The sequence below is a fragment of the Paenibacillus sp. 05T425 genome (assembly GCF_056396205.1).
In genome coordinates this window covers 709,840-730,248 of sequence record NZ_JBFTLA010000001.1, presented here as the reverse complement: position 1 = coordinate 730,248, position 20,409 = coordinate 709,840, and the positions used below count along the sequence as shown (strand labels likewise).

Sequence of the window (20,409 nt, the reverse complement as noted above, 5' to 3'; positions counted from 1 at the left end):
ATGACGTATATGTGCAACCCGATCAATATGGAATACAAATATCAATTCACCGATTCAAGAGGACTTAACGTCACTTATAGGGAAGCGGCCGATCCTTCCATGATTTTGTTCAAGGGCCAATATTATTTGTTTCCTTCGATGACGGCGGGGTTTCTTGTCAGCGACAATTTGACCGATTGGACCTTCCACCAGCTGAAGGATGTGCCGGTTTACGATTATGCCCCGGATGTTCGGGTCATCGGAGAATATGTTTATTTCTCCGCATCGAGCAAAGCCAAAAACTGTTCCTTCTACAGAACGAAAGATCTGATTAACGGCGCGTTTGAAGAAGTCGAAGGGACGTTTCCCTTCTGGGACCCGAATCTGTTCTTGGATGACGACGGCAGGATATATTTCTACTGGGGATGCTCAAGTGTTACACCGCTTTACGGCGTTGAACTAAATCCGGACAATATGAAGCCTATCGGGGAACCGATCGCCCTTGTGCACAGCAATATCGCGGTTATCGGCTATGAAAGAAATGGCGAAAATCACTTGCCTAGACCGGCAGAAGAGGTCGAGGGGATGGTTAAAAACTACGTGAAAAGGAATCCCGACGCTACAGAGGAGTTTTTGCAAATCATCCGAAAGTCCCTCGGGAATGAAGATCCGTATATCGAGGGAGCGTGGATGGACAAGCATAACGGCAAATACTATCTCCAGTATTCCGCGCCCGGGACGCAATACAACGTGTATGCGGACGGGGTCTACATTTCGGACAGCCCGCTCGGACCATTTACGCTAGCGAAAAATAATCCGTACTCGTATAAGCCAGGAGGGTTTCTGCCAGGAGCGGGACATGGATCGACCATGGAAGATCAGCACGGAAATTGGTGGCATGCCTCGACGATGAGAGTGAGCGTCAACCATATTTTTGAAAGACGGATTGGGCTATGGCCGGCGGGTTTCGATCAAGACGGGGAATTATTCTGCAATCAACGCTATGGCGATTGGCCGATACGGATCGACCAAGCTGCCTTAGACCCATGGAGCAATCCGGAGTGGCTGCTTCTCTCCTACGGCAAGCCGGCCAAAGCATCTTCCTGCAAAGATGGAAAAGAGGCTTCGAAGGCTACAGATGAGAATGTTCAAAGCTGGTGGAAAGCAGCAACCAATGAGCCTGGAGAATGGCTTGAGGTTGATCTGAAGCAGGCTTGCGACGTGCATGCTGTACAAATTAATTTCGCGGACGATCAGTTGAACCTTCCGCTTCCCGAGGGAGCAGCTTTACAGCAAGTCGGAGAAATAAGAAGATACCTCGACGTGCGGAAGCATGTCACCAGATGGCTCCTGGAGGGCTCGGTTGACGGAACCGACTATTTCGTATTGGAAGACAAATCGGAAGCGGACTCCGATTTACCGCATGATCTTGTTGTAATAGAAGGCGGAGCAAAGGTTCGGTATATCAGATGTACCGTCAAGGAGCTCCCTTTTAACCAGGCCGCATGCATTTCCGGTCTTCGAGTGTTCGGGATCGGACATGGGGAGCAGCCGAAACAAGCAATTGCCGTCCAAACAGTACGGTTAGGCGAGTTGGACCTTTCCGTAACGTGGAACGAGCTTGCCGATGCCGTCGGTTACAACGTGCTCTGGGGATATTCGCCGGATAAGCTGTATCACAGCCATATGGTTTTCGGCGTCAATCAGCTTACTATTAAGGCGTTAATCAAAGGCGAACCGGTTTATGTAAGAGTGGATAGCTTCAATGAAGTTGGGATCACAGAGGGCGAAGTATGCGAGGGAGTTGAGATCGTATAATGATTAAACTATGGAATGAAGCATGGCATTTTTCAAAAACGGCTTTGGATATTCCTCAGGACCTTCCGGTTGACTGGGAAGCGGTGAACCTTCCCCATACGTGGAATGGAAAAGACGGGCAGGACGGCGGAAACGATTATTACCGGGGAACTTGTTATTATGCCAAAAAGCTTAGCAAGGACGATCTGTCTGCCGGCCAGCTTGTATACCTTGAATTTCAAGCTGCTAATTCGTCTGCGGATGTTTATGTGAATGGGCGCCATGCAGGGCGCCATGATGGCGGATATTCAACATGGAGAGTGAATATTACAGGCTTGCTGGCAGACGAAAACCTTATTGTGGTTGCCGTTAATAATGCCTCTAATGCAAGCGTTTATCCACAAGAAGCGGATTTCACTTTTTATGGCGGCCTCTACAGAAACGTGTCAGTTATAACGGTTCCGGAATCTCATTTTGACCTGGATTATTATGGCGGTCCCGGTGTGGATGTTACTCCCGTCGTAAATGGCAGCGATGCTGAAGTTGATGTACAAGTATATGTTACGGGCGCATTGCCTTCGCAGCAGATCATTTATACCGTAAAAGCAGCAGATCAGGTAGTTGCCGAACAAATAACGGATGCGCATACGACAAGAGTAACATTTACGATAAGTCAGGCGCGTCTTTGGAATGGACGGAAGGACCCTTTCCTCTATTCATTGGAAGTTAGATTAGTTGAAAATGGAGAGGAATTGGACAGACGAAATGTCAGATTCGGATGCCGTTCCTTCAAGGTAGACCCGGAAAAAGGATTTTTCCTGAATGGAGAAAGCTACCCGTTGCGCGGTGTAAATCGTCACCAAGACCGTCCGGAAATAGGAAATGCATTATTGCCGGAACACCATAACGAAGACATGGACTTCATTTGCGAAATGGGTGCTACAACGATAAGGCTAGCCCATTATCAGCATGACCAGTATTTCTTGGACCTGTGCGATGAACGGGGAATGATCGTATGGGCGGAAATACCTTATATTGCATGCCACATGGTGGGAGGAAAAGAAAATACCATTTCGCAGATGAAGGAACTGGTCATTCAGAATTACAACCATCCTTCGATTGCGGTTTGGGGGTTGTCGAATGAAATTACCATTCTTGGAGCGGACGATGAGGATATGGTGGAGAACCACCGCATCTTAAACGATATGGTTCATGAAATGGATCCAACAAGACTTACGACCTTAGCGGTTATCAAAGACTGTCCAATGGATAAAGAGTACGTGCATATAACGGATGTTGTTTCCTATAATTTATATTTAGGCTGGTATGTTGGGGAAACGCACGAGAATGGTCTTTTTATGGATGAGTTCCATGAGAAGTTTCCTAATAAACCAATCGGATTAAGTGAATACGGTTGCGAGGCGGCGTGCAACTGGCATACTTCAACACCTGGAAAGGGAGATTATACAGAAGATTACCAGGCTTATTATCATGAGGAGTTAATCAAGCAATTATTTGTACGGCCTTATATATGGGCAACCCATGTTTGGAATATGTTTGATTTTGGCTCGGATGCAAGAGCGGAAGGCGGCAAGGACGGAATCAACCATAAAGGACTCGTTTCCTTTGACAGAAAGTATAAAAAAGATGCTTTCTATGCCTACAAAGCTTGGCTGACCGATGAACCGTTTGTTCATATCTGCGGAAAGAGATATGTGGACAGGGTCGAGGAGGTTACCAAGGTTACGGTATATTCCAACCAGCCGGAAGTTGAATTGTTCGCCGATGGGAAAAGTGTTGGAAAACAAATCAGCGATGTGCATTTCTTCTATTTCGACGTACCGATCTCTGGAGAAACAAGGCTGATTGCAAAGGCAGGACAATGCGAGGATGAAAGCCTGATCCGTAAAGTTGATGTATTTAATGAAGATTACCGCATGAAGCAGCTGAAGGAAGATGGAGATATCATCAACTGGTTTGAGCTTACTGCACCGGATGGATATTTCTCCATCCATGATAAGGTAGGAGATGTCGCGAGTCATCCTGAGGCAGCGTTAATCTTACAGGAAATACGTAACCTAATGGCAGGAGCTCAAGCGGGTAACAGCTCTGACAATAGCCAGCCTTCTTCGGCGCCTCAGATGGATGCCAAAATGCAAGAGATGGTCAACCGATTAACGGTTAGAAGGGTTTTTGCAGGCAGGATTCCCAAAGAGAAGATGCTCGAGCTTAATACGGCTTTAAACCGAATAAAGAAATAGATAATAACAATGAGAAGGGGTTCCCGGAAATAGCCGAGAACCCCTTCGCTGTGTTCATTCCGGTTATTCCAAAATTTCCGGATGCGCCCATTGAACGGGAGTCACCTTGCCCGCATGCGAGCCGGCATCGATCACAATAGCCGAGCCGCTGATGTAACGCGCCAAATCAGAGGCTAAGAACAAAGCCAAATGACCGATTTCTTTCGGGTCGCCAAGCTTGCCGCTTGGCGACAGGATTTTCGCGTATTGGGAAACGACTTCCTCGGGTGCTTGTCCCCAGATGGAGGTTCGGAACGTTCCCGGACAAATCGCATTGATGGAGATGTTGTAAGGCGCGTAATCGAGGGCGGCGCTCTTCGTCAGACCGACTACGCCATGCTTCGCCGAAGCATAAGTAGCCATGGAGCTGTTGCCCAATATCCCTGCTTGGGAAGCAACGTTAATAATGAATCCTCCGGTCGACTTGGACTTCAGAATCGCTTCGACGGCGAACTTCATGCCAAGGAAGACGCCGCGCAAGTCGATGGCCATTAATCGATCGAACTCAGCCACCGAGAATTCATGCGTGGGCCTGCTCTCGGCTGCTATTCCGGCATTATTCACGAGACCGTCTAATCGGCCGTACGTCGCGACAGCGAAATCGACGAGTCCTTGTACTTCATCCTCTTTGCTTACATCCGATTTGAAGAAGGCTGCCTCTCCGCCCGCTGCACGAATCTCCTCGGCGACCTTCGATCCCTTGTCGGCATTGATATCGGATACGACGGCCTTCATGCCGTTCTCGGCATAACATTGCGCAATCGCCTTGCCAAGACCGTCCGCAGCGCCTGTGACAATAGCAACCTTCCCTTTTACACTGGAAAAATCCGTCATCTATTCTCCTCCTATGTTGAACGTTTACCTGTCACCTACACCTTAAAACAATCCGGCTTGTTTCTCTAACGCTTTTACGACTTTACGGATGGAATTTTTACGACTTTTTATTAAACCTATATGGTCGTCATAACGACATCCAAAAAGTCGGCTAAGTGTTAGTCCGCATATAATCCGGAATGGTATCGTGAAGAGGGAAAGAACTACAACGGAAATAGTACAGGAGGTTACAATTATGCTGGAAGCAGTGTCTTTGCGAACGGAATATCTGGAAAATCCATTGGGGCTGGATTCGGACAAGCCTCGTCTGGGTTGGAAGCTTCGAAGCGACGGGGAAAATGTGCTACAATGCGCATATCAATTGCAGGCATCCGAAACCTTGGGTTTCGTTAACTTAACATGGGACAGCGGGAGGATGGAGACGAGCCAATCGCAGCATGTCTTGTACTCCGGTACCGAATTGAAATCGATGCAGCGCATCTATTGGCGGGTCAAAGTATGGAACAATCATGGAGAGGAATCGCCGTTCAGCGAGCCTGCTTATTTCGAAACCGGATTGTTACACTCTTCGGATTGGAAGGGACGTTGGATCGAACCGGAGAAAGAGGTAGATGTCGACGCCTATAAGCCGGCTCCGTATATTCGGAAAGAATTCGACGTGAAGAAGGGCCTCGTCTCGGCAAGAGCCTATTTGACGGCGAGGGGATTGTACAGCTTCTTTTTGAACGGGATCGAAGGTACGGACCACTTGTTCACGCCGGGATTCACCTCCTACCACAAGAGGCACCAGGTCCAAACCTATGATGTGACTAGCCTTCTGAGCGAAGGTGCGAATGCGCTCGGGGTTATTCTCGGGGACGGCTGGTGGAGAGGCACCACCGGCGGGGCAAGCTTGAAAAACAACTTCGGCTATAAAGTAGCCTTTTTGGGACAACTGGTGTTGACCTACGAGGACGGCAGTCGCGACATCATCGCCAGCGACGATTCCTTCAAGACGACGTCCCGCGGACCTTTGCGTAAGACGGACATGAAGGCGGGAGAGGTCTACGACGCTACGATGAATATCGAAGGATGGAGTAATAGCGGGTATGACGATTCCGCATGGGAGCAAGTCGTCGCTACGGAGGACGGATACGACAACTTAATCGGAACGAACAGCGTACCCGTAAGAACGAAAGAACGTTTCACGCCTAAAGTGCTGCATACGCCGAACGGAGAAACGGTATTGGACTTCGGGCAAAATATCGCCGGCTGGGTCGATATGAAGGTTCAGGGAGACGCGGGGACGGAGGTCGTCCTCATTCATGGTGAAGCGTTGGATAAGAACGGAAACTTCACGTTGCAAAATCTTGCGGGACATGGAGAATTGGACGATTTCCAAGAAGTTCGTTACATTCTAGCGGGCAACGGTGTGGAAAGCTACCACCCGCGGTTTGCCATCTTCGGCTTCCGTTATGTTCTGCTGAAAAATTACCCGGGTACAATTGATCCGCATAACTTTACGGCGGTAGCGGTCTATTCCGATATGGAAGAGACGGGCGGGTTTACCTGCTCGAATCCGTCGATCAATCAACTCGTATCCAACTCGATATGGAGCCAGAAGGGCAATTTCATGGAGGTTCCAACCGATTGCCCGACACGGGAGAGGGCGGGTTGGACAGGGGATGCGCAGGTCTATGCCAGAACGTCGTCCGATTTCATGAATGTGTATCCTTTCTTCGAGAAGTGGATGGCCGATCTGGCCGTCGAGCAGTTCCAAGGCGGATCGGTGCCAAGCACGGTACCCACTGTAATCGGATACCACAACTTAGCTGAGTATGAGCGGCTTTCCAAGACGAGCTCCAATCCGATGATGGCGTTTCGCAAGCCAGGAGTGGCCAGCATGCTCGACGGTTCCTCGGGCTGGGGAGATGCGGCCGTTATTATCCCGTGGACCATGTACCTATGCTATGGCGACAAGTCGATTTTGGAGAAACAGTTCGAATCCGCGAAGGCGTGGGTGGATTATATGGCCGCAAGCGCGAAAGAATCGAATCAACGATTTAAAGATACCCCCGTTTATCAAAATTATACCAACGGGGAGCTTGACGCGAATTATGTGTGGGATACGAAGTTCCATTGGGGAGAGTGGCTGGAAACCGATACGGAATTTACGGATCTGGCTGCAGTTTTGACGAAAACCGGCGGCTGTTTCCCTGACGTTTCGACGGCTTATTTTGCCTATTCCACCAGGCTGCTCGCCGAAATGGCGCAGGTGCTTGGAAAAGCCGAGAAGGAAAGGAAGTATCGGGAGCTCTATGGAAAAATCAAGCGTGTGTACAATCAGTATTTTATTAAAGAAGACGGTCAAATTCTTGAAGGTAGGCAAGCGCCGAATGTCCGAACGCTTGCATTTGATTTAGCGGATGATAATAAAAAGCAAGCCGTTGCAGACAGCTTGGCGCAATTGGTCAGGCAGCAAGACTTTCATCTGAATACGGGTTTCCTGTCGACGCCGTTCATTCTTCAAGTGCTGGCGGATTACGGATATGCGGATATTGCTTTCAAGTTGCTGGAGCAACAAGCGTGCCCGTCATGGCTGTATGCCGTCAGCAAGGGAGCGACGACGATCTGGGAAAGCTGGAGAGGAATGAAAGAGGACGGCGAGTTCTCGGGATCGCTTAACCATTATTCGTACGGAGCCGTATGCGATTTCCTCTTCGCGGGCATAGCCGGAATCCGTCCGGTTTGGGACGTGCCGGGCTATAAGCACTTTATTTTGAAACCATTGCATGGGGGAACGCTTACGCAAGCTTCCGCTACGTTCGAATCTCTCTACGGGACTATTGGGTCGAGCTGGGAAAAGACGGGACAAGAGATCGCCTATCGATTCGAAGTGCCGGCCAATACGACAGCGACGATTATGCTTCCGGGCAATGAAGACGACCTGAAGAATGGATTCGAGAATTTCCAGGATGCGCGTTTTGAAGATGGACGAATCCTCTTTACGGCGGGAAGCGGCGAGTATCGCTTTACCATTTCTGCGCAAAATTCATGAATGAACACATCTTGTGACCTGAACAAGTCGCGAAAGCGTTATCAGAAAAGTCGTCAAAGTGTTAGTCGGCAATAGGGGCATAGCGATACGATGTAGGTGTAAGCTAACGATAAATGAGGGGGATTGCAATGAGAAAGAATTTGAGATTTATTGTTTTGACACTTGCAGCGGTCATGTTGATGGGGTTGTTCAGCGCATGCTCGTCGTCTAACAACAACGAAAAAAACGCTGCAACAAACAATCCGTCGAATACGGGCCAGGAGTCCGGCGGCAGTTCGAACGAAGCAATAAAAGATCCTTTCGAAATCACGCTTGCGTTGCCAATCATTGGAGCAACTCCGGCTGATATTGGGTTGGTTCAAGAAGAAATGAGCAAGATCACGAAAGAGAAAATTAACGCAACCGTAAAGATTTTGCCGATCAGCATTGGCACATGGACACAGCAAATGAATTTGATGTCATCCAGCGGCGAGAAGCTGGACTTGTTGTTCGAATTTGGCCAAGGCTACAGCGCCGCTATGGCAGCAGGGAAAATTATTTCGCTGGACAGTCTCTTGGATCAATACGGCGCGGGCATCAAACAAGCGATTGGGCCCGAATATTTGGCAAGCGCTAAGCTTAAAGGAGAAACGTACGGCGTACCTGTATACAAGGACTATACAACCGGAACAAATTCGATCCTCATGGACAAAGCGCTGGTGGAAAAACATAAGATCGATGTAACCTCCATCAAAGGACTCGATGATCTGGATCAGGTATTTAAGACGATTAAGGAAAACGAGCCCGGCATTGTACCGTTTGCGGTAGGGTTATCCGTTCCTTCGGATAAGTATGGCGAATATGACAGACTGGGTAATCGATTTGGAGTTCTGCCTGGATTCGACAACGGGCTTAAGATTGAAAACATATTTGAGTCCAAAGAGTACGAAGACTATTTGAACAAGATGCATAGCTGGTTTAAAGCGGGCTATATCAACAAAGACGCGGCTACAAGCCAAATCAACGGTACGGAAATGGTTAAGGCGGGCAAAGCCTTTTCTTACTTCGATGGGCTTAAGGTCGGCGGAGCGGAAGTACAAAGCGCGGCAGCAGGCAAAGAACTCATCGCTGTACCGATTTCGTCGAACACCTATGCGACAACAACCGATGCAACGGCGGGATTGTGGTCAATCTCCAACAATTCCAAAAATCCTGAAAGAACGATGATGTTCTTGGACCTCATGTATACGGATAAGGATCTTACCAATTTGTTCTTATGGGGCATTGAAGGCAAACACTATGTGAAGGTAAACGAATCCACGATTGATTATCCGGAAGGCGTAGAAGCGACGACGGTAGGATATTCCCTTCAAACCTGGATGGTTCCTAACCAATCCATCGGCTATATTCGGACGACTGATTTGCCGAATGTATGGGAATTAACAGCAGAAGCGAATAAAAACGCTATCAAATCGAAAGCGCTTGGCTTCGCATTTAATTCGGAGCCAGTAAAGAACGAAATTACAGCACTCCAAAATGTCGTTGAACAATATAGAAAGGCCCTGGAGTCGGGAACGTTCGATCCGGCAGACAAACTTCAAGAGTACAAAGAGAAGCTTAAGTCGGCAGGGATTGACAAAGTCATCGCGGAAAAGCAAAAGCAGTTGGACGAATGGGCGGCAACCAATAAATAATGTAAGTTAGAAAAGTTCTACCTCTAAGTCACCGCAGGGCTTAATGGGGACGCTCCAAGCGTCATTCATTAGGCCCTCTATATTTTAAATAAAAAGGGGAATAAGCTATGGCATCATTTAAAAATCCGGTTATCCCGGGCTTTCATCCCGATCCCAGCGTTTGCAGGGTCGGAGAAGATTACTATCTGGTCACGAGCTCCTTCGATTATTTTCCGGGCATTCCGATCTTTCATAGCAAGGACTTGGTAAACTGGCGTCAGTTGGGGCATGTGTTGTCAAGAGAGAGTCAACTTCCGCTCAAGGGTATGCTCCCGCAGGGATATTCCCAAGGGATTTATGCGCCAACGATTCGTTATCACGACGGGCGCTTCTACGTCATTACAACGAACATTTCCATCCATAAAAGCTTCTATGTGTGGGCGGAAAGTCCGGAAGGGCCTTGGTCCGAGCCGATCTATCTTGAAGGATGGGGCGGCGTAGATCCGTCCTTGTTATTCGATGAAGATGGCAACGTGTATTTGACGGGTACGGCCAACTTTTATGGGGAAAGCGCAGGTATTTACCAAGCGGAGATCGATATCGCAAGCGGGACATTATTAAGCGAGCGGCGGCTGATATGGGAAGGTACGGGCGGAAGCCACCCCGAAGGTCCACATTTGTATCGGATTAACGGGTGGTATTATCTCATGGTGGCCGAGGGCGGAACGGAATACGGACATATGGAAACGATCGCGCGGAGCCGCAGCCCGTATGGTCCGTTCGAGAGCAATCCGGCGAATCCGATCCTCTCCAATCGAAGCACGCCGAAGCCGATTCAGGGGACGGGGCATGCCGATCTCGTTCAAGCAGCAGACGGCAGCTGGTGGTGCGTGTTTCTGGGCATCCGGCCGGTCGCTAACGCGAAACGTCATATCCTGGGACGAGAGACGAATTTGGCGCCCGTCACTTGGTGCGAAGAAGGTTGGCCGGTTGTCGGCAATGATGGCAGAGCTGAGCTTGAGCACGATGCCGGAAGCTTGCCGCTAGGAGATTCTGCCGAGTGGGTAGACCGGGATGATTTTGATTCGGACAAGCTGCGGCCGACTTGGAATTTCTACCGGAACCCCGTCCCGGAATCGTGGTCTCTGATAGACCGGCCGGGATGGTTGACGCTCAGGGGGCAGCCTTGCACCTTGAACGACAAAGAATCACCGGCGTTCGTCGGCCGCAGACAGCAGCATCTCAATTGCGAGGTCAAGACGCTGATCGAATTTGGGCCGGCGGAAGAAGGCGAAGAGGCCGGACTTACCGTATTCATGAACGAGAAATTCCATTACGAGGTTGCCAAGACGATGAAGGACGGCAAGCCTAAGCTTGTCCTTAGGCGCCGTGTCGGAAGCATGTCGCTTCTCGAAGCGGAAGTGGATTACGACGAACCGACGGTTATTCTCGGTGTACAAGCGAACGAAGTAATATACACGTTCACGTATGCTGCTCCCGGCAAGGAACCCGTCATGATTGGCAAGGGAGAGACAGCTTTCCTCTCCAAGGAAGTCGCGGGCGGCTTTACCGGCGTGTTCTTTGCGATGTATGCGACCGGGAATGGGAGAAACTCGCATGAACCGGCTCATTTCGACTATTTCAACTATGCCCCTTTGGAAGATAAACCGATGGATTTTTTCACGATCATGTCATTAGCTTAGCGAATAACATTGATTCCCGTTCTTTCATGAACGGGAATTTTTTTGGTTTGCCGGATTGACGACTTCGGCTTGGGAAGTCGTGAAACCGTTAGCGGATTAGTCGCAATAACGTTAGTTGGCCCTACGGGAATTGAATATGATGAATGAGAGAGTATAGACAACACTTGAGAGGAGAAATTCAATATGACAAGTCGTTTTCCCGATGGTTTCTATTGGGGGGCCTCGACGGCCGCTCATCAGGTAGAAGGAAACAATACCCACTCCGATTTTTGGCTTATGGAAAATTTGGAGGGATCGATTTTTAAGGAGCGTTCAGGCAGCGCCGTAGACCACTATCGGCTGTTCAAGGAGGACATTGCGCTGCTCTCCTCGTTCGGATTGAATTCGTACAGGTTCTCCATCGAATGGGCGAGGATTGAACCGCAAGAGGGGCGTTTCGATCCGGCAGCCATTGAACATTATCGGGACGTATTGTTGGCATGCAAAAGCTCGAATGTAACGCCGATAGTCACGCTGCATCATTTCACGACGCCGCAATGGCTCATTCGCGCTGGCGGTTGGGAGTCGTCTGAGACGCCTGCCCGTTTTGCTCGTTATTGTGCCCATGTCATGAAAGAATTAGGCGAATGGATTCCATACGTTTGCACGATCAATGAAGCGAACATTTCTATCGGAATTGCGAAAATCATAAAGCGGCATCAATCCGGGGGAGGCCAAGCCCAGGTTGGCATCAATACGGACAATATGAGCCAGATGCAAAAATATTTCATGGCTTTAGGGCAAGCATTCGGCGTACATCCGCAAGAGGTGCACTCTTTCCTCGGTCCTCGTACGGAGAAAGGACTGGAGATCATCTTCAAGTCGCACACGGAGGCGAGAAGCGCGATTCGTCAGGTGAGCCCGAATACCCGGATCGGATTGTCTTTGTCGCTGTACGACATTCAATCGGTCCCGGGCGGGGAAGAGCAGGCGGCTGAAGCCTATCACGAAGAATTCCTGCAGTTTCTTCCGTATCTGGCAGATGACGATTTCTTTGGTTTGCAAAATTATACCCGTATGGTATACGGGCCGGATGGTCTTCTGCCGGTTCCCGAGGACGTTGAAAAGACCCAGATGGGGAACGAGTATTATCCGGAAGCGCTTGGGGGAGCCGTTCGTTTCGTCTCCAAGCATTTGAAGCAGCCGATTATGATTACGGAAAACGGAATCGCGACGGACAACGACGAGCGCCGTATTGCATTTATCGATTACGCATTGAAAGGCGTACAAGCTTGTATTTCGGAAGGAATCCCGGTCATTGGTTATATGCATTGGTCTCTGCTCGATAATTTCGAATGGCAGCTCGGCTTCTCGAAGACGTTCGGATTGATCGAAGTGGACCGGTCAACGCAAGAACGAAAGCCCAAACCGAGTGCGTATCATCTAGGAAGCATCGCTAGGAATAATTCAATATAAGAGCATTAGAAGCCGGATCCTGGAGAGGATCCGGCTTCAAAATTAAGCGGGGGGAAAAGTCGTCAAACCGTTATCGAAAAAGTCGTCATTCCGTTAGTTGGCCGTGCGGTCATCCCGTATGATAAGGATAGTCAGAAATAGAAAACACATGAACAGGAAGGGGAACGACAATGGCACAAGCCTCCGCGGTAAATGCCCAAAAAGCCGTAAAGAAACCAATGAAAAGGAAAACCCAATATCGGAAATATGCGCCGCTTCTGATTATGATGATTCCAGGTCTTCTTTACATTCTGATCAACAACTATCTCCCAATGCTCGGGATCGTCATCGCATTTAAGGACGTGAACTTTGCCAAAGGCATTTTGCAGAGCGATTGGGTTGGACTCGCCAACTTCGAGTACCTGTTCAAGACTACTGATGCGTACATCATCACGCGCAATACGATTCTCTATAACCTTGTGTTCATTATTCTAGGAACGGTGCTTTCGCTGGCCACTGCGATTCTGCTGAACGAAATCAAGAGCAAGGTGCTGGTAAAGACGTACCAGAGCATCATCACGCTGCCGCATCTGATATCCATGGTTATCGTCGGTTATCTCGGATTCGCTTTCTTAAGCCCGGATACGGGGTTCCTTAACCGAACGGTACTGCCATGGCTCGGCATCGAGGAAGGGATTTCGTGGTATACGGAAAATAAGTATTGGCCTTGGATTCTGACCTTGGTCCATTTCTGGAAGGCCATTGGGTATTCCAGTATCGTATACTTCGCAGCGCTTCTTGGCATTGACGAAGAATATTACGAGGCGGCCAGACTTGATGGCGCTACCCGTTGGCAGCAAATTCGTCACATTACGCTGCCGATTATTGTACCGGTCATCACCATGCTGACGCTGCTAAACATCGGACGGATTTTCTACTCCGACTTCGGATTGTTCTATCAGGTGCCGATGAACTCCGGGGCATTGTTCGAAACGACTTCCACGATCGACACTTACGTCTTCAGAGGACTGATGGGCTCAGGCGACATCGGAATGTCCACGGCGGCGGGCGTCTATCAATCGATCGTCGGCTTTATCCTCGTCATCGTGGCGAATCTTGTCGTAAGGCGTTCAAATAAAGATAATGCTTTGTTCTAAGGAGGTCCTGACATGAAAAACGAAGACAGATTTATAACCTGGTTTAGCCATATTTCGATGTTTCTATTCGCTGCGGTTTGTCTCATTCCGTTCCTGCTGCTCATTTCGGCATCCTTGACGGATCAGAATGCGATTACCGCTCACGGTTATTCCTTCATTCCTCAAGTGTTCAGTACGTCGGCTTACGAATACTTGCTGGACAGAGGCTCAGACATCGCGAGAGCTTACGGCATTACGGTATTCGTTACGGTCTTTGGTACCGTAGTCGGGTTGGCCATTACGATATTGCTGGCTTATCCGCTATCCAGAAGAGAAACGCCGCACCGAAATCTGCTCATGTTCATTATTTTCTTTACGATGCTGTTCCATGGGGGGCTCGTGCCCTCGTACCTGGTGTACGCCCAATTGCTCGATTTGAAAAACTCGATTTGGGCGCTTATCGTACCTGGGCTGCTCACGAACGGTTTTTATATCATGATGATGCGAACGTTCTTTCAGACGACGGTGCCGCCGGCGTTAATCGAATCGGCACAGCTGGACGGAGCTAATGAGTACCGGACGCTTTGGTCCGTTATACTTCCGCTGTCGACGCCCGTCATCGCGACAATCGGCTTGTTTACCTGCATTATGTACTGGAACGACTGGCAGAACGGGATGATTTACATCACCAACCCTGAGCTGTTCAGCGTACAAAATCTGCTTAACCGAATTATGCAAGATATTCAGTTTATTACGACCAATTTGAGCGCTAACGCGGGCGAGGCCATGCAGCAGATGCCGACCGATTCGGTTAAGATGGCCATTGCGGTAATCGGCGTGTTGCCGATACTGGTCGCCTACCCGTTCTTCCAGAAGTACTTCATTAAAGGAATTATGATCGGTGCCGTAAAAGGGTAAGATCGCAAAAGAGGTCCAAACGCCGCAGCCTTGCACGAGGTTGTGGCGCTTGGACTTTCATTTCGTATAAGATGGAGGAAACTGATTAAGGAGCTAGGAGCATGAAGATAAACGGATTGTTGCGGCAACGGGGTTCCCTGAATTTCAAGTTGATCTTAAGCGTGCTGATCATGACGGGACCGCTGCTTGGCATGCTGATATATAACAACTTTTATGCGATTGATGTCGTTAGGGAGCAGGTCGCGGATTCGTATAAAAACATGCTGACTCTATACATGAATCAGATCGATTCCGGATTATACGATGTGGATGCCTATTTGAACTCCATGTTATCGGGCATTGATTTGGTTTCTCTTGATCAGGCCGAATCGGATGCGGATTATTACAGTTCGAAGGTGTATTTGTTTAATAAATTGAGCAAGGATATTCCTTTATACGATTCCTTAAGTTCTTTTTTCGTTTATGCGGATAAAAGGCAGGAGCTTATGGATGTGAATAAGACGCAAAATTTAACGTTTGAGGAAAAGGATCACATTCAAGAGTATGTCTCCGATCTGATCCGATCCGGCAGCATTCCGGGTAATTCAACGCAAAGATGGCATTACGCCCGGATTGGGCAAAACGATTATTTCATCGATATCGTCCGATCCGGCAGCGTGTATTTGGGCGGCTTGGTGAGAACCGACCAAGTGCTGGCGCCCCTCCAATCTCTTCAGATCGGAGAAGGGGGGAGCGTATTGCTTGCGAATGACGAAGGAGAACCGATTACGGACACGGAGCTTGTCGACGAGAACGAAATCCGGTTGCACCAAAGCGAAGGCGACTATTATTTGACCGGTTCCGACCGGAAATATTTGATCGTCGATTCGGCTTCCGTCAGAGGCAACTTCAAGCTGGTTGCCGTCATACCGGATCACCACATCTTGGATAGACTGCCGTATTTGCAAGGAATCATATGGTTCATTACCGCATCTTCCCTGCTTTTTATTCCGATGGGACTATATTCCATCAGACAGGCCATACTCGTGCCGTTATACAGGGTCCTTATCTCGATGAAGAAGGTCCGAAGCGGGGATTGGAGCGTTAGGGTCGACATGCAAAAGGGCGGTTCGGAGGAGTTCAGAATACTCGGAGAATCGTTCAACTCCATGATGACGGAAATCGAAACGCTTCGCGTCAACGTTTATGAAGAACAGCTAAACAAGCAGAAGGAAGAGCTGCAGCGGCTGCAGTTGCAGGTTAACCCTCACTTTTTCCTAAATTCGCTTAATATCGTTTACAATTTGGCTAAGGTCAAAAATTATGAATTGACGATGAAATTGACGCGGTCATTAGTTCACTATTTCCGTTACATGTTCAGAAGCAATACGACATTCGTCCCTTTGAAGGATGAGCTGGAGCACACCCGCAACTACTTGGGAATTCAAGCGTTGCGTTTTCCGGAGAAACTGAAGTGGTCCATTGAAGCTCCCGACTACTTGACGGATACGCCGATTCCTCCACTCGTCATTCAGTCGTTCGTCGAGAATTCGATTAAACACGCGGTTACGATGGACAGGCTCGTCCATATTTCCGTAAGGATCGACTTTCTGGACGAAGACAGCGAAACCTGGGTGCGAATCAGCATTAAAGACACGGGCAGCGGATTCGGCAAAGAGGTGCTTCGCGAACTGCAGGCGGGCAGAAGCGTCGAAAACGAACGAGGAGAGCATACCGGAATATGGAACGTTCATCGACGTCTGAATTTATTGTATGGAGATTCGGTATCCATTCGTTTCGCTAACGATTCGGAAAGCGGCGGCGCGACTGTATTCATTATTATCCCGATTAATCCCCTGATGGAGGTAAAGCAATGAATGATCACTTGCTCATCGTCGACGACGAAATTCATGCCATTGAGGGCGTTAAGGCGGATCTCGATTTGCCAAAACTCGGAATCTCGGAGCTATATACCGCCAATAATATTAGGCAAGCGAAAGAATGGTTTGAAAGCGCAAGAATCGATATTCTGTTATGCGATATCGAGATGCCGCAAGGGAACGGTCTGGAATTGCTGACCTGGGTAAGGGAGCATTATCCGCACACGGTCACGATATTTCTAACGAGCCATGCCGACTTCAAATACGCGAGAGAAGCGCTAACGCTTGGCAGTCTAGACTATTTGCTTAAGCCGGTGCTGGCGGAGGAGCTGGAGATCGCGATTCGAAAGGCTCAGGCCGTAATCGACAAGAACAGCGAAAACACCCGTAACGTCAAATTCCATCAATTGTGGCAGAAGCATCAATCGTTCATCATCGAACGCTTCTGGTTGGATCTGATCCATCATTCAATCCCCAGCCATCAAGCTGCGATCCGGGAGCAGGTCGAGCAGCATCATATCCCTATTACGGAGGATTCGGTGTTCTTTCCGATCTTGATTTCCATCCAGCGCTGGAACAAAGAAATGAAGCGCAGAGACGAGAAAATTTTGGAATACGCGCTTAAAAATGCCGCGGAAGAGATGATTATCGGAAGCCACGATAACGGAATCTGTTTTCAGCTCGACAGAGGGTTGCTGCTCGTGATCCTGATGTCGGAAAGGGACATCCCCTGGAACGAGGAAAGAATAAGGGAAGCCGCGGGTCTTTATGTGGAGTCTTGTCATCGCTATTTCTATTGCAACCAATCCTGTTATTTGGGACGTTCCGCGGAAGCGCATGAGATGGCCGGAATGGTCGCGGCGCTGCGGGAGCGTGATCGGAACAACGTTGCATACTTCAATCGAGTACTGCCTCTCGACCGTGCTGTGCAAGCGGATTACCCGGCTGAGCTGCCTGAACTCGGCGCTGTGTCTTCTTTATTGAAGTCAGGTACGAAGGAAGCCGTCAAACACGAAGTAGAGAAATACATCGACAAACTCGTGAGCAACCATGAGATCAATGCGGAAACGCTGCATCAATTTAATCAAAATTTTATCCAGGTTCTGTATACGTTTCTGAACACGAATGGCATACAGGCTCACCAGTTATTCGGGGATGAACTGTCAAGACGCTTATCGGAGCTGGCTGGGCGTTCCGTTACCGATATGATTGCCTGGGTTCATCATGCCGTCAACAAAGCCATGTATCAAGCGGATGCGGTCAAGGAAAACGATACGGTCGTTCTAACCGTTAAACGGTACATTGCGCTCAACATGGATCAAGATTTGTCGCGAGAGACGATCGCTGAGCAGGTGTATTTGAATCCTGATTATTTATCCAGAATTTTCAAGAAGGAAACGGGATACTCCATTTCGGATTACGTCCTATTGGAAAGGATAAATAAAGCGAAGGAACTGCTGCTCCAAACGAGCGTGTCCGTCAGCGCCATCGCTTCTTCGGTCGGATATACGAACTTCTCCCACTTTGCAAAAATATTCAAAAAATATGTAGGAACAGGGCCGACGGAATTTCGTAATCAGCCCGGTTAACCAAGGAAGAGGCTGTCGCTTAATGCGGCAGCTTCTTTTTCTTAGGCGTCAGCCGTTTACGATTGGTCGTGAAAGTGTTATTCAGCATGTCGTCTAACCGTTAGTCCTCCCAAGAGCGAGAAGATATGATGAAACAAAGTGGCGATTCTTCGCGGGATGGCGGAGTCGTAAATACCATTAATCTACATGAAGAGGGGAATTTACATGTTGAATCAAGTGATGCAAAGAAAAGAACATCTGCTAGTCGATCAAGGAAGACCGTTTATTATGTTGGCGGGAGAAGTCCATAATTCAAGCTCGTCATCGGCTGAATATATGGAACCCATCTGGGAAAAAGCTGTCAAGCTCGGCCTGAACAGTTTATTGTTGCCCGTGACCTGGGAAATGGTTGAACCCGAAGAAGGCGTATTCGATTTCAGACTGGTGGACGAGCTGATCGGCCAGGCGAGAAGGCATGGGATGAGAATTGGCTTCTTGTGGTTTGGCGCCTGGAAAAACGCGCAGTGCTATTATGCTCCTTCATGGGTCAAGACGGATATGGAACGCTTCCAAAGAGCAGAAGTCGAGAAAGGCAAGAAGAAGACCAATTTAAAGGATTTCCATGGGATGTCCTATACGACATTGTCCTATCTTTGCGAAGCAACGAATGCGGCTGATGCCAAAGCGTTTCGGGAATTGATGTTGCATATCAAACAAGTGGACGAAAAAGAGCAGACGGTTATTATGATTCAGGTAGAGAACGAACCGGGGCTGCAAGGGGCGGCGAGAGAACACTCCGATGCGGCCGACGCCTTGTTTGAAGCGGATGTCCCGCAGCTGTTCGTCGATTATATGAATACGCAAATCGGGACCATGGCCTCGGATGTGCGCCAGGCCGTCGAGAGTGGCGCGAAGAGCGGCAACTGGCAGGCAGTGTTCGGAGATGTGGCGGAGGAACTATTCAGCGCGTATCACGTTGCAAGTTATATCGATAAAGTAGCCGCCGCAGGCAAGGAGATTTATTCCCTGCCTATGATGGCCAACTGCTGGTTGGACAAAGGTCAGAAGGCCGGGAAGTTTCCGAGCGGCGGTCCGGTATCTCGCGTGATGGAAGTGTGGAAATACTGCGCGCCTCATGTGGATGTGATCGCACCGGATATTTATGTTCAAAATTTCTGCGACGTGTGCGACGAGTACGTCAAGATGAATAATCCTCTCTTTATTCCAGAGACGGCGACCCATAGCTACGCAGGCCCGAGGCTCGTTTATGTGGTTGGGCATTATCATGCGCTCGGATTTGCACCGTTCGGTTTTGAAGATATGGGAGAACCGTTCACGGCCATCGACAGCTATCTGTTCGGGGTGGATGTTTCCGACCCTATGTTGAAAACACCGCAAAACGTAGAGGAATACTCATGGTATAACAAAACGATTAACAGCATGATGCCGTTATTGACGGAAAAATACGGAACATCGGATTTGCAGGCCGCGATCGTCGAGCGTCCGGAACGGGACATGTTGATGTTCGGGGAGTTTGGCTTCAAAGTACTGATGAATATGCCCCTTTTGACTCGGAAAGACGGAGTGTGCCTTGTGCTGAAGAGGGCCGCGGACGAGTTTTATATCATTGCCAACGGCTGTGCCGTCTTCCCGTTCTCCGCAAATCCGGCAAAGCCTAACGTAGATATTTTATCGCTGGAGGAAGGTCGTTTTGAACAAGGGAATTGGCAAATGACTCGGAGGCTGAATGGGGACGAGGTTGCGATCATGCGGTATGAGAAGCCTACGTTGCTGAAAATCAAATTGTTCGGCTACCAATAAAGAAGGCGCAGAAGTCGTGAAAGTGTCATTCGAGATGTCGTCTAACCGTTAGTCCGGCTTGGATCAAAGGGATATCATTATAGTTAGCAAGCAAACTATCGCATGACTTAAGGAGGTGAATACGACAATGAAATTCGATCAAAATTCCAAAGTAGGAGATTTGTTGGCGAATGATGCGGCGAAAGCCGTGGTGGACAAGCATCTCCCTGGATTTTCGACTAATCCGATGACCGGAATGGCTGGAGGGTTCTCGCTAAGCCAATTGGCAGCATTCCCGCAAGCAGGCGTGTCTGCGGAAACACTGGCACTCATCGTTGCCGATTTGGCTGCTATTGAACAATAAATGATAAATAATCGGGTATTTCGATGTG

General features: G+C 48.9%; 13 protein-coding genes. 12 read left to right on the top strand and 1 reads right to left on the bottom strand.

Features of this window, described 5'->3' with window-relative positions; translation table 11 throughout:
* Together AC1DF0_RS03065 and AC1DF0_RS03060 are read left to right on the top strand one after the other, a co-directional pair.
* Complete coding sequence (locus tag AC1DF0_RS03065; RefSeq protein WP_477573027.1) at window positions 1–1,797, top strand: family 43 glycosylhydrolase; 1,797 nt, start codon at window positions 1–3, stop codon at window positions 1,795–1,797.
* Window positions 1,797–4,037, top strand: a complete 2,241-nt coding sequence (locus AC1DF0_RS03060) for a glycoside hydrolase family 2 protein (protein WP_477573026.1) — start codon at window positions 1,797–1,799, stop codon at window positions 4,035–4,037. Before AC1DF0_RS03065 ends, AC1DF0_RS03060 begins: the two co-directional genes overlap by 1 nt.
* A gap of 63 nt (window positions 4,038–4,100) precedes the next feature.
* Here the strand turns inward: AC1DF0_RS03060 and AC1DF0_RS03055 are convergent, their stop codons facing one another.
* Window positions 4,101–4,910: an SDR family NAD(P)-dependent oxidoreductase gene (locus AC1DF0_RS03055; RefSeq protein ID WP_477573025.1), complete on the bottom strand. Its 810-nt coding sequence runs from the start codon at window positions 4,908–4,910 to the stop codon at window positions 4,101–4,103.
* A gap of 235 nt (window positions 4,911–5,145) precedes the next feature.
* On the opposite strand from AC1DF0_RS03055, the gene AC1DF0_RS03050 reads away from it, so the two are divergent.
* The 10 genes from AC1DF0_RS03050 (at window position 5,146) to AC1DF0_RS03005 (ending at window position 20,381) form a co-directional block, all read left to right on the top strand.
* The gene (locus tag AC1DF0_RS03050) at window positions 5,146–7,947 is read left to right on the top strand and encodes a family 78 glycoside hydrolase catalytic domain (protein ID WP_477573024.1); all 2,802 of its coding nucleotides are present in this window, start codon (window positions 5,146–5,148) and stop codon (window positions 7,945–7,947) included.
* 128 nt (window positions 7,948–8,075) lie between these two features.
* Window positions 8,076–9,620 carry an ABC transporter substrate-binding protein gene (locus AC1DF0_RS03045; protein WP_477573023.1) on the top strand — a complete coding sequence of 515 codons (1,545 nt, stop codon included), beginning with the start codon at window positions 8,076–8,078 and terminating at the stop codon, window positions 9,618–9,620.
* Window positions 9,621–9,727: 107 nt separating this feature from the next.
* Window positions 9,728–11,302 (top strand): glycoside hydrolase family 43 protein, encoded by a 1,575-nt coding sequence (locus AC1DF0_RS03040; RefSeq protein WP_477573022.1) that lies wholly within the window; start codon window positions 9,728–9,730, stop codon window positions 11,300–11,302.
* Window positions 11,303–11,485: 183 nt separating this feature from the next.
* Window positions 11,486–12,757: a glycoside hydrolase family 1 protein gene (locus tag AC1DF0_RS03035; protein ID WP_442049605.1), complete on the top strand. Its 1,272-nt coding sequence runs from the start codon at window positions 11,486–11,488 to the stop codon at window positions 12,755–12,757.
* Window positions 12,758–12,975: 218 nt separating this feature from the next.
* Window positions 12,976–13,893: an ABC transporter permease gene (locus tag AC1DF0_RS03030; RefSeq protein WP_442049604.1), complete on the top strand. Its 918-nt coding sequence runs from the start codon at window positions 12,976–12,978 to the stop codon at window positions 13,891–13,893.
* Window positions 13,894–13,905: 12 nt separating this feature from the next.
* On the top strand, window positions 13,906–14,790 hold the full coding sequence (locus AC1DF0_RS03025) for a carbohydrate ABC transporter permease (protein WP_442049603.1): 885 nt from the start codon (window positions 13,906–13,908) through the stop codon (window positions 14,788–14,790).
* 101 nt (window positions 14,791–14,891) lie between these two features.
* Window positions 14,892–16,646: a sensor histidine kinase gene (locus AC1DF0_RS03020; protein WP_442049602.1), complete on the top strand. Its 1,755-nt coding sequence runs from the start codon at window positions 14,892–14,894 to the stop codon at window positions 16,644–16,646.
* Window positions 16,643–18,238, top strand: coding sequence for a response regulator transcription factor (locus AC1DF0_RS03015; protein WP_442049601.1), 1,596 nt, complete (start codon window positions 16,643–16,645; stop codon window positions 18,236–18,238). Before AC1DF0_RS03020 ends, AC1DF0_RS03015 begins: the two co-directional genes overlap by 4 nt.
* Window positions 18,239–18,442: 204 nt before the next feature.
* On the top strand, window positions 18,443–20,038 hold the full coding sequence (locus AC1DF0_RS03010) for a GH35 family beta-galactosidase (RefSeq protein WP_477573021.1): 1,596 nt from the start codon (window positions 18,443–18,445) through the stop codon (window positions 20,036–20,038).
* A gap of 127 nt (window positions 20,039–20,165) precedes the next feature.
* The gene (locus AC1DF0_RS03005; protein WP_442049599.1) at window positions 20,166–20,381 is read left to right on the top strand and encodes a hypothetical protein; all 216 of its coding nucleotides are present in this window, start codon (window positions 20,166–20,168) and stop codon (window positions 20,379–20,381) included.
* Window positions 20,382–20,409 lie beyond the last annotated feature (28 nt).